Origin of the sequence: Aquimarina brevivitae, assembly GCF_004216895.1 — a bacterium.
GTDB lineage: Bacteria > Bacteroidota > Bacteroidia > Flavobacteriales > Flavobacteriaceae > Aquimarina > Aquimarina brevivitae.
Genome location: NZ_SGXE01000001.1, coordinates 1317265 through 1336388, shown reverse-complemented (window position 1 = coordinate 1336388; position 19124 = coordinate 1317265). Strand labels below are relative to the sequence as shown.

Genomic DNA, 19124 nt, shown 5'->3' with positions numbered 1-19124 from the left:
CAACCCTGAATGTATTTTTGCCGTTTTTCCCTTGCACGCAGCTTGGGACATGTGTTATTAGGGATGATGTTTGATCACCACCCCTAAATAAACCCTTTTATACTTTGATCTCTACTTCTACCCCACTTGGTAATTCCAGCTTCATCAAAGCATCAATTGTTTTTGACGAAGAACTGTAGATATCCAAAAGTCTTTTGTAAGAGCTTAATTGAAATTGCTCTCTAGACTTTTTGTTTACGTGTGGTGATCTAAGAACTGTAAAAATCTTTTTATGAGTTGGTAATGGTATCGGTCCTGTTACTACAGCACCTGTACTTTTTACCGTCTTTACGATTTTCTCTGCAGATTTATCTACTAGGTTATGATCGTAAGACTTTAGTTTTATTCTGATTTTTTGACTCATTTTCTGTAAATAATTAAGCGTTAACTCCTTTTGCAGCAGCAATTACTTCTTCAGCTATATTTGAAGGAGTCTCTGCATAGTGAGAAAATTCCATTGTTGAAGTAGCTCTACCTGAGGATAATGTTCTTAACGCCGTAACGTATCCAAACATTTCTGATAAAGGCACTATAGCTTTTACAACCTTAGAACCAGAGCGGTCACTCATATCGTTAACCTGTCCTCTTCTTCTGTTAAGGTCTCCTACTATATCCCCCATATTTTCTTCGGGAGTTAATACTTCTAATTTCATCATTGGTTCCATGATAACGGCTCTTGCAGCTTTAGCCGCAGCTTTATAACCCATTTTTGCCGCTAACTCGAACGATAATTGGTCAGAATCCACATCGTGGTACGAACCATCTGTAAGAGTTACTTTCATAGCGTCCATCTCATATCCTGCTAAAGGACCATTTTTCATAGCTTCTTTAAATCCTTTTTCTACTGAAGGGATAAATTCCTTAGGAACGTTACCACCTTTAATTTCAGATACGAATTCAAGTCCTTGTTTACCTTCTTCAGCTGGTTCCATAGTGAATACAATATCTGCGAATTTACCACGACCACCAGATTGTTTTTTGTAAACTTCTCTATGTTCTGCCTTAGCAGTAATCGCTTCTTTATATTCTACCTGAGGCTGACCTTGGTTTACCTCTACCTTAAACTCACGCTTAAGACGGTCTACAATAATATCTAAGTGAAGCTCTCCCATTCCAGAAATAATAGTCTGACCTGAAGCTTCATCTGTTCTTGCAGTAAATGTTGGATCTTCTTCAGCAAGTTTTGCCAAAGCCATACCTAATTTATCAACGTCAGCTTTTGTTTTTGGTTCTACCGCTATACCAATTACCGGATCAGGGAAATCCATAGATTCCAAAACAAGTGGATGCTTTTCGTCAGTCATCGTGTCACCAGTTTTGATATCTTTAAATCCAACCGCTGCTCCAATATCACCAGCTTCGATAAAATCGATTGCATTTTGTTTATTAGAGTGCATTTGGTATATACGAGAGATACGCTCTTTTTTACCAGATCTGTTATTTAAAATGTAAGATCCAGCATCTAATCTTCCTGAGTACGCTCTAAAGAATGCTAAACGCCCAACGAAAGGATCGGTAGCAATTTTAAAAGCTAAAGCAGCGAATGGTTCACTAACATCAGGTTTACGTATTTCTTCCTTTTCTGTATCAGGGTTTATCCCTACAATACCTTCCTTATCTACTGGAGAAGGTAAGTAACGACATACTGCATCTAAAAGGAATTGAACCCCCTTGTTTTTAAATGCAGAACCACAAATCATAGGAATGATAGACATATCCATTACAGCAGCTCTAAGTGCAGCATGCACTTCATCTTCTGTAATAGAGTTTTCATCTTCCATATATTTTTCTAGCAAATTCTCGTCATAAGCAGCAACTTCTTCGATAAGCTTTCCTCTTAATTCAGCAGCTTCTGCTTTCAATTCTTCTGGTATATCAACAACATCAAAAGTTGCACCTTGAGTTTCATCGTGCCAAATAACTGCACGGTTTTTAACTAAGTCTACAATTCCTTTAAAATCTGCTTCATCACCGATATTCATTACGATTGGCACTGCGTTAGAACCAAGCATGTCCTTAACTTGTTGACATACTGCCATAAAGTTAGATCCCTGACGGTCCATTTTGTTTACAAAACCAATACGTGGTACTTTATAGTTGTCTGCAAGTCTCCAGTTCGTTTCTGATTGAGGCTCAACACCATCAACAGCACTAAATAAGAAAACTAAACCATCCAACACTCGTAAAGAACGGTTTACCTCTACCGTAAAGTCAACGTGACCCGGAGTATCAATGATATTAAAGTTATAATCTTTAGTTTCTGGTAATGGCTGTGCATTTTCCATAGGAAATTTCCACGTACAAGTTGTTGCAGCAGATGTAATGGTAATACCTCTTTCCTGCTCTTGCTCCATCCAGTCCATGGTTGCAGCACCATCGTGCACCTCACCAATCTTATGACTAACTCCAGTATAGTATAAAATACGCTCTGTAGTAGTTGTTTTTCCTGCGTCAATGTGCGCAGCAATTCCGATATTTCTTGTAAATTTTAAATCTCTTTGTGCCATTTTTTAAAATCTAAAGTGTGAGAATGCTTTGTTTGCTTCAGCCATTTTATGCGTATCTACACGTTTCTTAACAGCTGCTCCTTCTTCTTTCTCCGCCGCTATAACCTCTGAAGCTAATCTAAGCGCCATTGATTTTTCATTTCTCTTACGAGCATAAAGAATCAACCACTTCATTGCTGTAGATATCTTACGGTCGGGTCTGATTGGATTAGGAATTTGAAAAGTAGCTCCACCCACTCTTCTACTTCTTACTTCTACGTGAGGCATTACATTTGACAATGCATCTTTCCAGATTTCTAATGCTGACTTCTCATCGTTTTGTTTCTTCTCTTCTACAATATCCATTGCATCGTAGAAAATTTTAAAAGCTACCGATTTTTTACCATCCCACATCATCATGTTTACAAAACGAGTCACCAACTGATCGTTAAAACGTGGATCTGGTAAAATAGGTCTTTTTTTAGCCTTTCTTTTTCTCATGTCTTCTTCTTAAAAGTTTTTAATTACTTTTTAGGGCGTTTAGCTCCGTATTTAGATCTACGCTGTGTTCTTCCCTCAACACCTGCTGTGTCAAGAGCACCACGAACGATGTGATATCTAACTCCCGGTAAGTCTTTTACCCTTCCACCTCTAACTAATACTATCGAGTGCTCTTGGAGGTTATGTCCTTCTCCGCCGATGTATGCGTTTACTTCCTTTCCGTTAGTTAACCTAACACGCGCCACCTTTCTCATTGCTGAGTTAGGCTTTTTAGGCGTAGTAGTATAAACACGTGTACACACACCGCGACGTTGCGGGCACGAATCCAAAGCAGCCGATTTACTCTTCTTAGTTATTTTGGCTCTACCTTTTCGTACTAATTGTGAAATTGTTGGCATAATTTGCTTTACACTAAATATTAATATTTTTCAATACCTCTTTTATGAGGGCTGCAAAGGTAGAAATATTTTCCAGCAAATCAAATCCTAATTCATTAATTTTGAAATAGTTTTAATTTAATGTCCTTAACTTAAAAAAAGAGCTTTATTTTACTCACTTAGAAAGAACTGTTTTAAACCCTTTGCAATTGAGCAGAACACATCTTTTTTGTATCTATTTTTTAATAAGCAATTTACTTATTGCCCAGAAAAAACAATTACATCTTATTGTTCAAGGAAAAGATAGCACAGAAACCGTCGTGCTTAACAATTACCTCAAAGCCAATTCCTTTAAAACCTACAAAGACTTGAAGGAAATCACATCCAACATTACTAAAGAATTAATAAAATCTGGATACATTGACGTAGCATTGAAAAGAGTTAAAAGGGTGAACGACACCCTATACAACGCCAATTATATTTTAAGCACTAAGATAGACAGCGTTATTGTTCGTTACGACCCAAAGGCTTTTGAAGCAGATTATCTGATCGAATCTTTTATTAATGACAACAATGAGATCATTATACCATACGAGAATATTGAAGCTTTTATGAATCAACTCAATCTTAAATTTTCAAATCAAGGGGCTTCTTTTAATAAAATTAAGTTGGTCAATCTCCAAAAAGTTGACAACACTATAATTGCTAACCTTCACGTATCCAACCTACAGGACAAAAGAACGATCGACACCATTATAATTAAGGGATATGAAAAATTCCCGAAAAGTTATTTACGCTATTACAGCAAACTTAAAATCAAAAATATTTTTAACAAGGAATCCCTTCTGAATAAAGAAAGCCGATTAAACAATTTGAGTTTTGTTGAATCTCTTAAACCTCCTGAGGTACTTTTTACTTCAGATTCTACAAAAGTTTTCTTATACCTAAAAAAGAAAAGCGCCAACAGCTTCGATGGTTTTTTAGGATTCTCAACCAATGAACAAAGCGGAAACCTGGAGTTAAACGGATATGTAAACCTCTCTTTAATCAATAACCTCAATATAGGGGAAAGACTTACAATTATTTACAAAAATGACGGGGAGGACCAGCAAAGGTTCAACACTAGCATTTCCATTCCTTACATATTCAGCAGTCCTTTTGGAATTGAAGCGGATTTAAAAATCTTTAAACAAGATTCCACGTTTTTAAATACAGAACAATCCTTAAGTGCTAACTATATCATTGGAGAAAAGATAAATACCTCGGTTGGATACCAAACCATCAACTCTAGTAATTTACTTGACCAATCCATTGCCAACATTAACGACTACAAGGCACGTTTCATCAACGCGTCAATTGAATACACTACCCCAGTCGACATAGCCTTGTTTACAGAACCAAAAACCAACTATTCACTCAATATTGCTTATGGCAATAGAGAGACCAACTCCAACCGCACCACTCAAGTCAAAGGAACCTTATCCCTACTCCGAACCATTCGATTGAATTCTAGAAACTATATAACCCTAGGCAGCAATACCTCTATATTACACGCTGACAACTATCTGACTAATGAACTATATAGGACAGGAGGATTACAGTCTATAAGAGGATTTGAAGAAAATTCAATTTTTGCCTCCTTGTACAGCCTACTAACTACGGAGTACCGGTACATTCTTTCTCCTAATATATTTGCCCATAGTGTAATTGATTTTGGCTACGTAGAAAATAACATCACCGATGTCATTGAAAATTTAAACAGTATAGGTATTGGCTTAGGAATTCGAAATAGATCAGGCTTATTACGTTTAATATTTGCTAATGGAAAACGAAGCGGTCAGTCTTTTGAATTCAATAACACAAAAGTTCACATCTCTTTACTGGCAAATTTTTAAATAAAAGATCGATGTCAGTAATTATGAAATCCTTAATATTTTCTGTTAAAAAAACAGATACTTCAAAAAGGTTCAAAAATTATTCAAAAACCTGCTCCATTAACACGTCTTTTCAAGTACTATAACGTTATAGTGAGAATTATCAGATCTGTAAAGACATTAACAGAATAATTAAAATTTTAATAACAAAAAGTTGTTTAATACAGATATTATTTTGATTTTTGGCATTGGCTAATTCAAATAAATTATAAAATGAGAACAAAGTTTAGTGGAATTCTAACGCTATTACTGGCGTTTGTTGTGCAGCTAACATTTGCGCAAGAAAAGACGATCTCAGGTACAGTTACCGATCAATCGGGACTACCTTTGCCTGGGGTAAACATCGTTATTAAAGGTACTAGTACAGGTACTCAAACAGACTTTGATGGAAATTACAACATCAAAGCTAACAAGGGAGCTGTACTTACATTCAGTTATTTAGGTTTTGCAACACAAGAAGTTGTAGTAGGAGACAGCAATAGTATCAATATTACTTTGGCTGAAGACACTGCTCAACTAGAGGAGGTTGTTGTAACTGCTCAGGGTATTAGAAGAGAAAAGAAAGCATTAGGTTATGCGGTTGCTACTATAGCATCCGATGATATTGCTTCTAAACCTCAAACTGACGTAGTTAGAGCCCTAACAGGAAAAGCTCCTGGGGTAAACATTCAACAGACTTCAGGTTTATCAGGTTCTGGTACAAACATTATTATTCGTGGTTATTCTTCCATTAACGGAAGTAACCAACCACTATTCGTAGTTGATGGTATTCCATTTAACTCTGACACCAATAGTGATAGAAGTTTCGTACAAGGGGGAGCTGCGGCATCGAGCCGTTTTTTGGATATCGACCCTAATAACATTAAAGAAATTTCTGTACTTAAAGGTTTAAGTGCAACTACTCTTTATGGACAAGCAGGTAGAAACGGGGTTGTTTTAATTACAACAAAAACTGGATCTGATGCTGATGCTAATAAGAAATTTGAGGTTTCCGTAAATCATTCTTACTTTGCTAACCAAATTGCCAATTTACCTGATTACCAAGACACTTATGGTAATGGTTTTTATCAAAACTACTCTCAGGCATTTAGTAACTGGGGACCAAACTTTAACGTAAGAGGTCAGCAAGGTGTTGCCGCAGATGGTACTGTACCTCACCCATATGACAGAGAGTCTTTGGCTAGTGTATTTCCACAATTCCAAGGAGCACGTTATGAGTACAGACCTTATGACAGTGTAGAGAATTTCTTTAAAACGGGGTCTGTAATGACGACTTCTGTAAACGCTTCTTCTTCTAGCGAAAAAGGAAATATAAATGTTTCTTTTGGTCATACTGATGACGAAGGTTTCGTACCAACAAACGAATACAAAAGGGTTAACTTCAGTTTAGGGGGATCTATGAATCTTTCTAATAAACTAAGTATTAACACTTCGATGAACTATGTAAGAACAGACCGTTTAGTACCACCAACCGCTGTTGGATTTGGTAGTAACCCTTCTGGAGCTTCATTGTTTGCTAACGTATTATATACGCCAAGAAGTGTTGATTTATTTGGTTTACCATTTGAAAACCCGCTAACAAACGAATCTATTTACTATAGAGGAGGTAACGATATTCAAAACCCACTTTGGACTTTGAACAACATTATTGACGAAGAAAAGATTAGACGTTTCTTTGGAAACATCACAACAAACTACGAGGTTAACGATTGGTTAAATTTATCCTACAGGGTAACTGTTGATGGATATAACCAGTTAAACGAACGTAGAGCAAACAAAGGTGGTCAGCAAGTAGTAGGTGGTCAACTTATCACCACTAACATTGAAAGCACAGTTTGGGATCACACGTTGAGTTTAAATTTTGATAAAGATGTTACTGACAAGATAAATCTTAATGGTACTATTGGTTTAAACCCTAGACTTCAAAGAACAGAGTTTAATATCATTAACAGTACGCAGCAAAACATTTACGGATTACAAACTCATCAAAACTATGAAGAGTCTGTAGGTACTACAGGATTTGGACAGTTTAATATTATGGGTGCGTATGCTAGTGCTACTTTTGGATATGACAACTATTTATTCTTAAACGTTCAAGGTAGAAATGACTGGTTCTCCTCATTACCAAGAGAAAACAGATCAATTTTCTATCCATCTGCATCATTATCATTTATTCCAACAGCAGCGATTGAAAGCTTAAAAGCAAGTAAAGCGATCAACTACTTAAAATTACGTTTAGGTTATGGATCATCTGCAGGTTTCCCACAGGCATATTCTACTGTTGTAGGTTTAGCAAGTGGTACTAATGTATTCCAAAGTCCAACTGCTGGAACTACTAACATACTTGGTATTTCTAACACACTTGGTAATCCAAACCTAAAACCAGAATTAATTACAGAAATTGAAGCTGGTGTTGAAACAAGATTATTTGACAATAGAGTTGGGTTTGATTTATCCGTTTACCGTAAGGTTTCTGAAGACTTAATTCTTCAAGCGAAACAGTTAGATCCTTCAACAGGTTACACACTTACTGCTGATAACTTAGGAGAGGTATCTAACGAAGGTCTTGAAATTGGATTTAACATCAACCCAATCCGTCCAAAAGATCCAGAAGGATTTAGATGGGACGTATCTGGTCAATATACGATCAATGAAAACATTGTAGAAGATAACGGAGATGCTCCAGGAAGTATTACTTTATTTGCTGGATTTGGTAACCAAGGTAACGCTGCTATCACTGGAGAAGCATATGGTGTGATTGTAGGTTCTTCTATAGCAAGAGATGCTAACGGAAATTTCATCGTTGGTTCAGATGGTAACTACCTAGTAGATAACGACCTTAAAGTAATTGGTGATCCTAATGCTGATTGGAGAACAACTATAATCAATGAGTTCTCTTATAAAAACTTCTCTTTAGCTGCTCAGATTGAGTACACTCACGGAGGTGATATCTACTCTACTACAGCTTCTGCATTATTATCAAGAGGTTTAACGACTGACACAGCTTACGATAGAACACAAACGTTCATTTTACCAGGTGTTAAAGCGGATGGTTCTCCAAATGATATTCAAATCGCAGCTACAGACTTAGGTTTTGTAAACTCTGGTTTCTTTATCGATGAGCAAGCGGTATATGATGCAACAACAATTAGATTACGTGAAATTTCATTATCTTATGATTTCCCAAAAAGATTTTTAGACAAAACTCCTTTTGGTGCTGTATCTATTAGACTTATAGGACAGAACATGTGGTACAAAGCCATTAACTTCCCAGAAGGATTAAATTTTGATCCTGAGGTTACAAGTTTAGGAGTTGGTAATGGACAAGGGTTTGATTACTTAACTGGTCCAACAGCAAAGAGATATGGATTTAGCTTAAATCTAACATTCTAAAAAAAAGATAGATTATGAAAAACAAACATATAAAATTAATTATACTGTCCTTATTAGTAGGAATAGGCTTTACCGCCTGTGAAACTACTGATCTTGATCAATTACAAGATCCTACGGACGTGACTATTGATCAGTTAGATCCTGATCAGTTGTTTAATAACATTCAATTAGGTTTTAACGGATTCGTTCAAGCCACTGCAGGAGATGCTTCGTTTTCTGCTCAGGTAACCAGATCCTTTGCTATGACTGGTGGTAACCAATATGCAAATGCTTTTGCACCTATCAGTTTTAACGGTATTTGGTCCGCTGCTTATGCTGGAGTTTTAAATGATATTCAGACTTTAGAACCGGTAGCCGAAGAGCAAGGATTAACGTATCAGTTAGGAGCTTCTAAGGTAATGAGAGCTTATGTATTAGTTACTTTAGTTGATCTATTCGGAGATGTTCCATATTCTGAAGCATTACAAGGAAATGGTAATCTTAACCCAGGTGCAGATGATCAGGTATCCATCTATCAGGCGGCTCTTGATGAATTAGATGAAGCTATTTCAATTTTAGGTGTAGAGTCTACCTCATTACCAAGTGATGATTTATACTTTGCATTGAACAATGGAGGAAGCGTTGAAGTTGAATTACAAGACAATTGGATTACTGCAGCAAAAACGCTAAAGTTACGTATATATACACAAGCTAAAGATGCAGGAACTGAATTAGGAGTAAATATCACTGCTGAAATCAATTCACTTTTAGCTGAAAATGATTTAATTGACACGCCATCTGAGGATTGGCAATTCAATTATGGTACTAACCGCGTTAACCCTAACTCAAGACACCCAGGTTATAACAGATATTATGAAGCAGCTGCTACAGGATATATGTCTAATTACTTAATGTGGGCTATGATTGATGAGAAAGGCGCTGGTGACGATCCAAGATTACGTTATTACTTTTATCGCCAGGATAGCAATGCCAACAACGAAGATATCTTTACGTTAGGATGTATTGTTCAATCTGCACCAGGTCATTACGGTAATGAAAGTTCAATTTATGACAACTCTATTGGAATGCCTTTCTGTGTAGCTGATGCTGGTAGAGGATACTGGGGTAGAGACCACGGAGATAATGGTGGTATCCCACCAGACGATGAAAAAAGAACAGTATATGGCGTTTATCCAGTAGGAGGATCATTTGATATTGATGATGCCGGTAGTATTCAAAATGAAGGAGAAGACGGCGGTTTAGGAGCTGGTATCACTCCAATCATTTTAAGTTCTTACGTTCACTTCCTTAAAGCCGAGGCTCAATTAACTGCTGGAGCAACTGGTGATGCAAGAGCTTCCTTGGAGGCAGGTATAAGAGCATCAATGGACAAAGTGCTAAATTTTGATCCAGCCACGGCTTCTAGCCCATTTGCAGCTACAGCTACAAATGTTAACGCTTATGTTACAGTTGTCTTAGATGCATACGATGCTGCAGGTCCAAATGATCGTTTAGATATCGTAATGAAAGAATACTTTATTGCTTCTTTTGGTAATGGATTAGAGACCTATAATGGTTATAGAAGAACTGGGCTACCTAGCAACTTCCAACCTACATTAGATCCGAATCCTGGTGACTACTACAGAAGTGCGTTATATCCTGCTAACTATATTAATAATAATAGTAATGCAACTCAGAAAGAACGTACAGAGAAAATCTTCTGGGATAAGAATCCTGATGACGGGTTTATTAACTAAAAAAAAAGAATAAATGAAAAATATATTTAAAACACTTTTTGTTTGTTTTCTAGCGATAAGCTTAACAAACTGTGAAGACAATGAAAAGTCTCCCCTAGCCGAGCAGGTTAATGGAGCCTACGTATTGATCGATATAGAGAGCCCAGTTATCGATGTAACTGCGATTACGACTTCTACCTATGGTGGAACGCTAAGAGCTCCCGTAGATAATGTGGCAAGTCATGAATTTGAAGTACGTCGTGTAAGTGGCGGTATAGCTTCTGAGTTTGTACCTATTTATTCTACAACTACTTTCCCGGCTGATTTCCAAATTGGAGCCGGAGATATCGCTACCGCTTTAGGTATAGATGTTTCAGAAATTCTACCTGGAGATCGATTTGATTTTGTTGGTAAAACTACTGGAACTGATGGATCTGTAGTGTATGAAAGCAACCTAAATGCTGATTTACTGGGTGAGGTTGGTCAAAGACAAGCCTATAGACTACAAACGTTTGTATCATGCCCTTTCTCTATAGAGGAGGCTATAGGTACGTATCAAGTGGTTGAATGTGATTTAGGAAGTCTTTGTAACGGTCATACATTTGAAATGGTAGCAGGAGAAGAGCCTAACACTATTGTAATGATAGACCCTTATAACTCTGATGATCCTGACACAGGAGAAGATTTTGAAGTTACTATACAGGTAGATCCAAATAGTGGAGAGATTACTATCGCTAATCAAGAAGCTTTTGACACTGGTGATGCTTGTTGTCCTGGATTTAGCCCGACATCAGTTTCAACCGAAGTTGGATTCTTTTTCTCTTGTGTTGGTGTTGTAACCACTACAATGGATACAACTTTAGAAAGACTCTCAGATGGAGCTAGATTTACATTTGGTCCATTAATCTTTCAAGCGCAGAAACTTTAAAATTCTAGAAAATTATGAAAAACATATATAGATTAAAATATATCGCATTTGTTGGATTATTTGGACTAATCCTGACGTCTTGCGAGGATGACAACCCAGTGACTGCTGGTATTGGTGATCCCCTAGATAAAGAAATTATTAACATTGATGCTACTATAGCTAGTGACGTCACTGTTACTGGAGAAGGAAATGTAGTTGATTTTACTGTAACACTTCCGCAAGCATTCTCTACGGATGTAACAGTTACTGCAACTGCAAGAATGGATAATGGCGGTGTAACTACAGGTACTGCAGAAATCGCAGCTGGAGCTACAACTGGAGCAGGAACCGTGACTATATCTCCAGACGATAGCGTAATCGATGGAGAAACTATAGAAGGGGCTTCAGATGCTTTAACTATTGAATTAACTGCAATTTTATTAGATGAGTTAGTACCAGGTACTACCTATACTATTTCTTCTAATGAATTAAGTTTAGGAATTTATCCTAAAACTTTATCTGCTGCAGGAGGTATCAACATTCTTTTAGATTGGAATGGCGCTCCTGGTATCGACATAGATATGCAGGTAATTGATAGAGGTTTTACCGCTATTTTTGAAAATGCTGCTTCTGGAGATCGTTTTGAAGAAGATCTTTTCGAAAACACAGGAAGAGCAGATGGAATCTATGATGTATATGTTATCGCATTTACGCCAGTAGCTGCTGGAGGTACCGATTACAATGTACTTTTTACACTTCCTGACGGAAGATTAGTTGCTGTGAACGGAACACTGCCAGAAAGCACTCCGGTTGGAGTTAGAATCCCAGTTGCTACGTTTGAAAAATCGACTAACGTAGATACTGGAGTAGTATCTTACATCAATGTAGGTGCCTTATAATAAACACACAACATTTATTATATTTATAACAACAACCCTCGATTTTTATCGAGGGTTGTTTATTTTTGCACGATATGAAGAAAGAAACTGAAATATTTGGGATACGATCGGTTATTGAAGCCATTAAATCTGGAAAAGAAATTGATAAGATTTTTATTCAAAAAGATTTACAAGGCAGCTTGGCTAAAGAGCTTATTGCATTAGCCAAAAAAAATAATAACACTGTAGCTTATGTACCTGTAGAACGACTGAATCGATTTTCTTCAAAGAATCATCAAGGAGTTGTTGCTTTAATTTCGCCAATAACATTTGCAGATTTCGAAAATCTTGTGATTCAAACCATTGAATCCGGCAAGAACCCTCTATTTTTAATTTTGGATCAATTATCTGATGTAAGAAATTTTGGAGCTATTATCAGAACTGCCGAATGTACAGGAGTCGATGGTATTATAATACAAAAAAAGGGTGGTGCTCCGGTTAACGCCGATACCATAAAAACATCTGCTGGTGCGGTATACAATATCCCAATATGCAAGGTGGATCATATCAAGGACGCTATATTCTATCTTCAAGGGTCAGGAGTACAAGTGGTGGCGGCAACCGAAAAAGCCTCTGAGCTATTGTATGACATTGATTTATCAGTACCCACAGCGATTGTTATGGGTAGCGAAGGAAAAGGTGTTTCTCCTTCGGTACTAAAAACTGTTGACCACTTAGCTAAGATACCTATGAAAGGAGAGATTGGCTCTCTAAACGTTTCTGTTGCCTGTGGTGCTTTTTTATACGAAATAACGAGACAACGCTTATAATTAAACTAATCGTCGGTTTTCTTATTGCCATTATGTTCCTTATACTCGTATATAACTTGAATATCTTGTTGATCCTCATCTTCAGGTATATTTTCAATAAAATTACCGTCTTCATCAAAATGCTGCAAAAACTCATCTTCCTCAGGATTATAATCGGGTCGCTGCCAATCATACAGCTTAGGCTTTGCAATTTTTTTTCTAAATACAATGGCTAATAAAATACCTACAAGCAGCCCCGAAAGATGTCCTTCCCAAGAAATTTGAGGATCCACAGGTAAAATGTACCATACCATACTACCATAAACAAATACGGTAGCAAAAGACAAAGCAATTAACCTAATATGCTTGGCTAATATACCTTTAAGAAACAAAAATCCAAATAACATATAGATTAGACCACTAGCACCTATGTGATAAGCGTTTCTACCCATTATCCAAGTTAAAATCCCAGTACATAAAAGTCCAAAAACCAATATATTCCATGCGCGTTGCCAGTAAAAAAAGAAGAGTGCGGATGAAAGTATAAAAAGCGGCAAGGTATTATGCCATAAATGGGTAATATCTGAATGTATAAACGGAGAAAATAATATCCCCCTTAGCCCTACAATATCTCTTGGTCTGATACCAAAAGTATTTAAATCAACATTAAACCTAATTTCAAACCAAAAAACAACCCATATGATTAATACAAATAGTATAGGAAAACCTATAACCCCAGTTTTGAATTGAAAATCTGTATTTTTTCCCATAATCAAAAATAATCAAAAAGGTTACCAAAAATTTAATTCAGTAATATTGTCAGGAGTCATTAAATTTGAGTAATTAACAGTTGATAGGGAGGTATAATTATTAAATCTTACTTTTGCCAATATGAGTGAACCATTAGCAGAACGCATACGACCAAAAAACTTAGAAGAGTACCTAAGTCAAGATCATCTTGTGGGTGACAAAGGATCATTAACACGTCAAATTAAAAAAGGTATAATTCCCTCCCTAATATTATGGGGCCCACCAGGGGTGGGTAAAACCACCTTAGCTACTATTATTGCCAACGAATCCAATCGCCCATTTTACACACTTAGTGCTATCAGTAGCGGAGTTAAAGATGTTAGAGAGGTCATTGAAAAAGCAAAAAATAGTGGTGGTCTTTTCACTACAAAGAACCCAATTTTGTTTATTGATGAAATTCATCGTTTTAGCAAATCTCAGCAAGATTCCCTGCTAGGAGCTGTAGAAAAGGGCTGGGTCACTTTGGTAGGCGCAACAACGGAAAACCCCAGCTTTGAAGTCATACCAGCACTATTATCGAGGTGTCAAGTCTATGTTTTAAACCCCTTTGGCAAAAAAGAACTCAACCAACTACTAATAAGAGCACTAGAAACGGATCAGCAACTCCAAAAGAGATCAATTGAATTAAAAGAAACCGAAGCTTTACTTCAACTTAGCGGAGGGGACGCCAGGAAACTTTTGAATATATTTGAGCTTGTAGTCAATAATCAAGAATCGCAATCAACTATAACCATTACCAATGATTTAGTGACCGGCTTGGTACAGCAAAATGTCGTTCGGTATGACAAAACAGGGGAACAACATTATGATATCATCTCGGCTTTTATCAAATCCATTAGAGGAAGTGATCCTAATGCTGCAGTATATTGGCTTGCTAGAATGATAGAAGGAGGCGAAGATGTTAAGTTTATCGCCCGGAGATTAATAATTCTAGCTTCAGAAGATATCGGAAATGCAAATCCAACAGCTTTGGTAATAGCCAATAATACGTTTCAGGCGGTTACAACGATTGGTTATCCTGAAGCCCGCATTATTTTAAGTCAGTGTGTTATTTACTTAGCCACTTCACCAAAAAGCAATGCTTCTTACTTAGCCATCAATAAAGCTCAACAACTTGTCAAACAAACTGGAGACTTATCAATTCCTTTATACTTACGCAATGCTCCTACGACGCTTATGAAAGAATTGGGATATGGACAAGATTATAAATATGCACACGATTATGAGGGTGGATTTATCCACCAAGAGTTTATGCCAGATGAAATACAAAACACCAAACTATACGAACCAAAAAACAATCAAAGAGAAAATAGTTTAAGGGTGTTTTTGAAAAAACTATGGGGCTCTAAATATAACTATTAACTTTTCTTTTATTGTCTGCCAAAAGTATCCGTAATGAGTTTTTGTGTGACAGGATTTATACGATGAAGAATAAAATTTCCATAGGTATCAAAAAAGCCACTACCCGTATACTCCTCTCCTATCACTAAAAAGTCATTTTCTCGAGAGGTTTGATAAAGTTTTGCAATTTCATTTGTATTTTTTTCTTTTAAGATTACCATACTATAACCAAACGGTTTTGGAACAATCTTAAATGTATCACCATTAAAGCTATACTCCTTTAACAAAGCTTCATTCGTTGGGATAGAGGGGACCGCTTGTACAACAACCTCTTCTGGAGCATCATTTTTTTTAGTGGTGCTAGTTTCTTTTTTTGTTATACCAGTGTTAGGGCTACTTTCATTTCCAGGTTGATAATTATAGTTCAATTGTTCCATGCTTTTAAAAGCCTCTCTGAGTGCTTCCTGATACGCTCTTTTATATTCTTTTTCTTTACTTGTACCTTCCATAGAAGTATAAACAACAGATCCACTACAATTTTTGAGCACTACTTTTAACTTTGTCAAAAACAATCCTGAATCTCGCATCAAATCTGCTTGCAATGCCAAACAACCATTATCTTGTAAGTCCTTTGGAACTTCCTCTCCTTCGATATAGGCGGTAAACCCATACTTTTTAAACAAAAACTTTGTTAAAGCATTAAGCTGATACTGATTAGCTTCGTTAAGAAATCCATACTGCTCCGGTACTAAAATATATTTGTAATCATTTACCTTCTTTTGTGCTGACAAAGGGAAGAAACAGAATACTAAAACGAATACTAAGATGAATCGGGTCATAAAACTATTGGTATAATATTGGATTCAAATGTTACTAAAGCACTAAGGCCTTACCTCTATTTGAATAGTCAACTAAATAATTGTCCGAAATATAGAAATTTATTTTATCAATGAAGCAAGATTACCTAACTCAGTATTTTTAATGCTAACAAATTAGCTACTATTCAAAGCGAGGAATGAGAATATAGTTGCGCCTCCTTGTTATGCTTATTCTAAATTATTATTTGGAAAGACCCAGTGGTTAAATATCAAATAACTGAATTCATTTTCAAAATCTGCTTACGAAGCAATATAGTCTCAATCTATTGAAACCAAAATAACGATAGGTCTATAGATATTTTTTTAATTCTACGAGCTTATTGATTTGCAAGTAGTTTGCAGGTATTTTCTCGTTATGATAATTAAAGCAGATTGTGTGCCACCCCATTTGGTCTGCACCAAGGATATCAGCTTCATAGTTATCCCCTATCATTAGACTTTCTGCAGGATCTGCACCGGATTCTTCAATAGCGGTTTCAAAAATTATAGGATGAGGCTTTTTAAATCCAGCCTCCTCACTATTGGTTATTGTTTTAAAATATTTCCGGATCCCAGATCTCTCTAGTTTTTGATATTGCACTTCTTTAAAACCGTTAGTGATAATATGCATTTGATACGATGGATTTAAAAAGGCTAATACTTCTTCGGTTCCTTCGATTAAATAATTATTATCCGGTAAAAATGTTATGTAATCTTCTGCTATCTCATCAATACTGGCCAAGGAGAGCTTTATCTTCATGGGTTCGAAAGTTTCTTGAAGCCTTCTTCTTCTCATTTCTTTTTTGCTTACCTGATCTTCTCTATACAATTTCCAATACTTCAGGTTAACGGGCTGATAAACTTTTAAAAAGTCTTCAACTGTAACGTTGATTTTAAACTTCTTGAAAATCTTTTCAAATGCCAACATGGAATTTCTATCAAAATCCCACAAGGTGTGATCCAAATCAAAAAAAATATGTGCTATTCTATCCTTCATCAAAATTCCATATTAATTCAAAAACTTCCTTCCACTTTTGTTGATCGCTCAACTCACTAAACAAACCATTACTAAAAATAGGAATGAAAATTCCATTAACTGACTTCACTTTATCAATAATAGACAGCATTCTATTTTTTACAGTCTCTAAATCAACTCCTGTAACGAAGCTCTGGTATGATATACTTATTGGATGCACCATTAATGGAGTTTGCACCTCATAATCTAAATCATAAAAAAGAAACGGGTGACAGGTTCCTGCCCTGAAACCTGCAAAATCTGCATAGCCAAGGGAGTAGTCTTCCTTAACCTCTAGCTCAATTAAATTGCGGTACGCGACCGGTAATTTTATTTTGTTAAAGGAGCAAAAAGAATACTGCAATTGCCGGTTTAAAATCAATTCTATCCGCGCTTTTTCTTTTTTCAACTTTGTCATATCTGCTATCGCATCATAGGATAATTTTAAGCCTACCTTGATATAATCAGCGATATGCTTAATAAGTCTTTGATGTACTGGATTATTATAACTGATATTTTTTTCATAAGTGGTATAATCACCAAGACCAATCATAACACGCAAATCTCTTTTCTTTTTTCTTTGCAAATCGATCAAATAGTCGAAGGTGTTATATGGGTCCTTCCTAAGGTTAAGAATTACCTTAATCCGGTCTGAAACCTCTTTGAGGTTAAAAAACCATAAATCTCTAAAAACACCTCCTAAGGAGCGTATAATACCTTTTTGATTATACGCAAATGTTTGGGATACCACCACCACGGGAGCGATGGAAAAGTTTTTAGATGTTGTTTTAACTTCAGGAAATTTATCTTTAATGATTTTTAAAAACTTAAGCGCCCATATATCGACGACTGGATCTTGCAAAAACTTATTCTTATAAGCCAAACTTTCTGACGCAACATACCTTCCCTTATCATCTTTAACGTGTGGTAAATATTCTTCATACCGACTTAACAAGAAAAAGGAAGCTGCAAAAATATCAAAAGGTAAAGCCGATGCTTCATTTTTTACTGCAAAAAACCCTTTAGTATCATCCCATTCTTGTACCGTTGGCACAACGTCATTTAACCCTTGTTCAAACAAAAGCTCAACACTTTGAAAATAAAGTTCTTTACCTAATTGTTGTTTACCGTAAGAAAACTTAGGGCCCTCGTGGGCTATAAAACTTTCTATTTTTGAAGTAAAATCCACCTCCAAGCCCAAAATCCTCTTGCAAATATGTCTAAACGTATACACAACTCTAGAGCTGGTCTTGGGTACATATATCAAAATCATATAATCTCTTTCTTATAGCAAAGATTCGTCTGCAAAGCTAAAATACTTATTTTCGGTGATAATGAGGTGATCGAGTAATTTCACTTCTAAGATTTCTCCACCATTTTTTATCTTTTCCGTAAGGCGTTTATCTGCGGTACTGGGTTTAATTGTACCACTGGGGTGATTGTGTGCTAAAATAACAGCAACGGCACCTAAATCTATTGCATGTTTAAAAACAATTCGAGTATCCACTAAAGTGCTGGTTTTACCACCTAAACTTATTTGTTTCTTACTGATTACATGATTGGCATTATTAAGATATAATACCCAAAATGCCTCTTGCTCAAGATCTCCAATTATGGGGCGCATCAACTGAAATACATCACTACTGCAGCTAATTTTTGGCAATATAGGTTGCTCACTATCCTTTCTTCTTCTACCCAACTCTAATGCTGCCATAATGGCTATTGCTTTCGCCTCTCCTATACCTTTGAATGTCATCAATTCCTTGAGCGATAATTTACCTAGATTGTTTAAATCGTGATTTACACTGGCAAGAATTCTTTTGCTTAAATCCACCGCACTCTCTTCTCTATTGCCAGATCCAATTAAAATAGCTGCCAACTCTGCATCAGTAAGAGCACTTTTCCCTTTGGCGATTAATTTTTCTCTTGGGCGATCATCCTCGCTCCATTTCTTAATAGAAAACGACACAAAAGAATCTTTCATGAGTACTATTTTTTCAAAATTTATAAAAAATTACTTCAATTATAAGTATAAACTATTTATCTATATTACAGCCTATTA

General features: G+C 36.2%; 16 protein-coding genes. 7 read left to right on the top strand and 9 right to left on the bottom strand.

The genetic code is table 11. From position 1 onward, the window contains the following. Positions 1–97 precede the first annotated feature (97 nt). From rpsJ to rpsL, 4 genes are read right to left on the bottom strand one after another with little or no spacing between them, the layout of a single operon-like run. Entirely contained in the window at positions 98–403 is a 306-nt protein-coding gene (gene rpsJ / locus EV197_RS05680) for a 30S ribosomal protein S10 (protein WP_010181931.1), read from the bottom strand. 13 nt (positions 404–416) lie between these two features. After that, the gene (fusA, locus tag EV197_RS05675) at positions 417–2546 is read right to left on the bottom strand and encodes an elongation factor G (protein ID WP_130285758.1); all 2130 of its coding nucleotides are present in this window, start codon (positions 2544–2546) and stop codon (positions 417–419) included. 3 nt (positions 2547–2549) lie between these two features. Further along, positions 2550–3026, bottom strand: coding sequence for a 30S ribosomal protein S7 (rpsG, locus tag EV197_RS05670; RefSeq protein WP_130285757.1), 477 nt, complete (start codon positions 3024–3026; stop codon positions 2550–2552). A 23-nt stretch (positions 3027–3049) separates the two neighbouring features. Beyond that, positions 3050–3424 carry a 30S ribosomal protein S12 gene (gene rpsL, locus EV197_RS05665; protein ID WP_024770883.1) on the bottom strand — a complete coding sequence of 125 codons (375 nt, stop codon included), beginning with the start codon at positions 3422–3424 and terminating at the stop codon, positions 3050–3052. Positions 3425–3612: 188 nt separating this feature from the next. On the opposite strand from rpsL, the gene EV197_RS05660 reads away from it, so the two are divergent. The 6 genes from EV197_RS05660 (at position 3613) to rlmB (ending at position 13060) form a co-directional block, all read left to right on the top strand. Next, positions 3613–5298, top strand: coding sequence for a BamA/TamA family outer membrane protein (locus EV197_RS05660; protein WP_130285756.1), 1686 nt, complete (start codon positions 3613–3615; stop codon positions 5296–5298). Between the two features lie 252 nt (positions 5299–5550). Further along, positions 5551–8730: a SusC/RagA family TonB-linked outer membrane protein gene (locus tag EV197_RS05655; protein ID WP_130285755.1), complete on the top strand. Its 3180-nt coding sequence runs from the start codon at positions 5551–5553 to the stop codon at positions 8728–8730. A gap of 14 nt (positions 8731–8744) precedes the next feature. Further along, positions 8745–10466 (top strand): SusD/RagB family nutrient-binding outer membrane lipoprotein, encoded by a 1722-nt coding sequence (locus tag EV197_RS05650; RefSeq protein ID WP_130285754.1) that lies wholly within the window; start codon positions 8745–8747, stop codon positions 10464–10466. Between the two features lie 13 nt (positions 10467–10479). Next, the gene (locus EV197_RS05645) at positions 10480–11373 is read left to right on the top strand and encodes a hypothetical protein (RefSeq protein ID WP_130285753.1); all 894 of its coding nucleotides are present in this window, start codon (positions 10480–10482) and stop codon (positions 11371–11373) included. Between the two features lie 14 nt (positions 11374–11387). Further along, entirely contained in the window at positions 11388–12251 is an 864-nt protein-coding gene (locus tag EV197_RS05640) for a hypothetical protein (protein ID WP_130285752.1), read from the top strand. A 74-nt stretch (positions 12252–12325) separates the two neighbouring features. Continuing rightward, positions 12326–13060, top strand: coding sequence for a 23S rRNA (guanosine(2251)-2'-O)-methyltransferase RlmB (gene rlmB / locus EV197_RS05635; protein WP_130285751.1), 735 nt, complete (start codon positions 12326–12328; stop codon positions 13058–13060). Between the two features lie 5 nt (positions 13061–13065). On the opposite strand, the gene EV197_RS05630 is transcribed toward rlmB, so the two are convergent. Then, positions 13066–13809, bottom strand: coding sequence for a rhomboid family intramembrane serine protease (locus EV197_RS05630; protein WP_130285750.1), 744 nt, complete (start codon positions 13807–13809; stop codon positions 13066–13068). 121 nt (positions 13810–13930) lie between these two features. Between EV197_RS05630 and EV197_RS05625 the strand changes: the two genes are divergently transcribed. Further along, positions 13931–15211: a replication-associated recombination protein A gene (locus tag EV197_RS05625; RefSeq protein WP_130285749.1), complete on the top strand. Its 1281-nt coding sequence runs from the start codon at positions 13931–13933 to the stop codon at positions 15209–15211. An 8-nt stretch (positions 15212–15219) separates the two neighbouring features. Here EV197_RS05625 and EV197_RS05620 read toward each other — a convergent pair whose 3' ends face one another. The 4 genes from EV197_RS05620 to radC all read right to left on the bottom strand — a co-directional run bounded on the left by EV197_RS05620 (position 15220) and on the right by radC (position 19046). Then, entirely contained in the window at positions 15220–16029 is an 810-nt protein-coding gene (locus tag EV197_RS05620; RefSeq protein WP_130285748.1) for a hypothetical protein, read from the bottom strand. Between the two features lie 328 nt (positions 16030–16357). After that, the gene (locus tag EV197_RS05615; protein WP_130285747.1) at positions 16358–17044 is read right to left on the bottom strand and encodes a YjjG family noncanonical pyrimidine nucleotidase; all 687 of its coding nucleotides are present in this window, start codon (positions 17042–17044) and stop codon (positions 16358–16360) included. Further along, entirely contained in the window at positions 17034–18335 is a 1302-nt protein-coding gene (locus tag EV197_RS05610; protein WP_130285746.1) for a polysaccharide deacetylase family protein, read from the bottom strand. The genes EV197_RS05615 and EV197_RS05610 overlap by 11 nt, the downstream gene beginning before the upstream one ends. Before the next feature lie 12 nt (positions 18336–18347). Then, a complete protein-coding gene (gene radC / locus EV197_RS05605; protein ID WP_130285745.1) occupies positions 18348–19046 on the bottom strand; it encodes a RadC family protein in 699 nt (232 codons plus the stop codon). Positions 19047–19124: the final 78 nt, after the last annotated feature.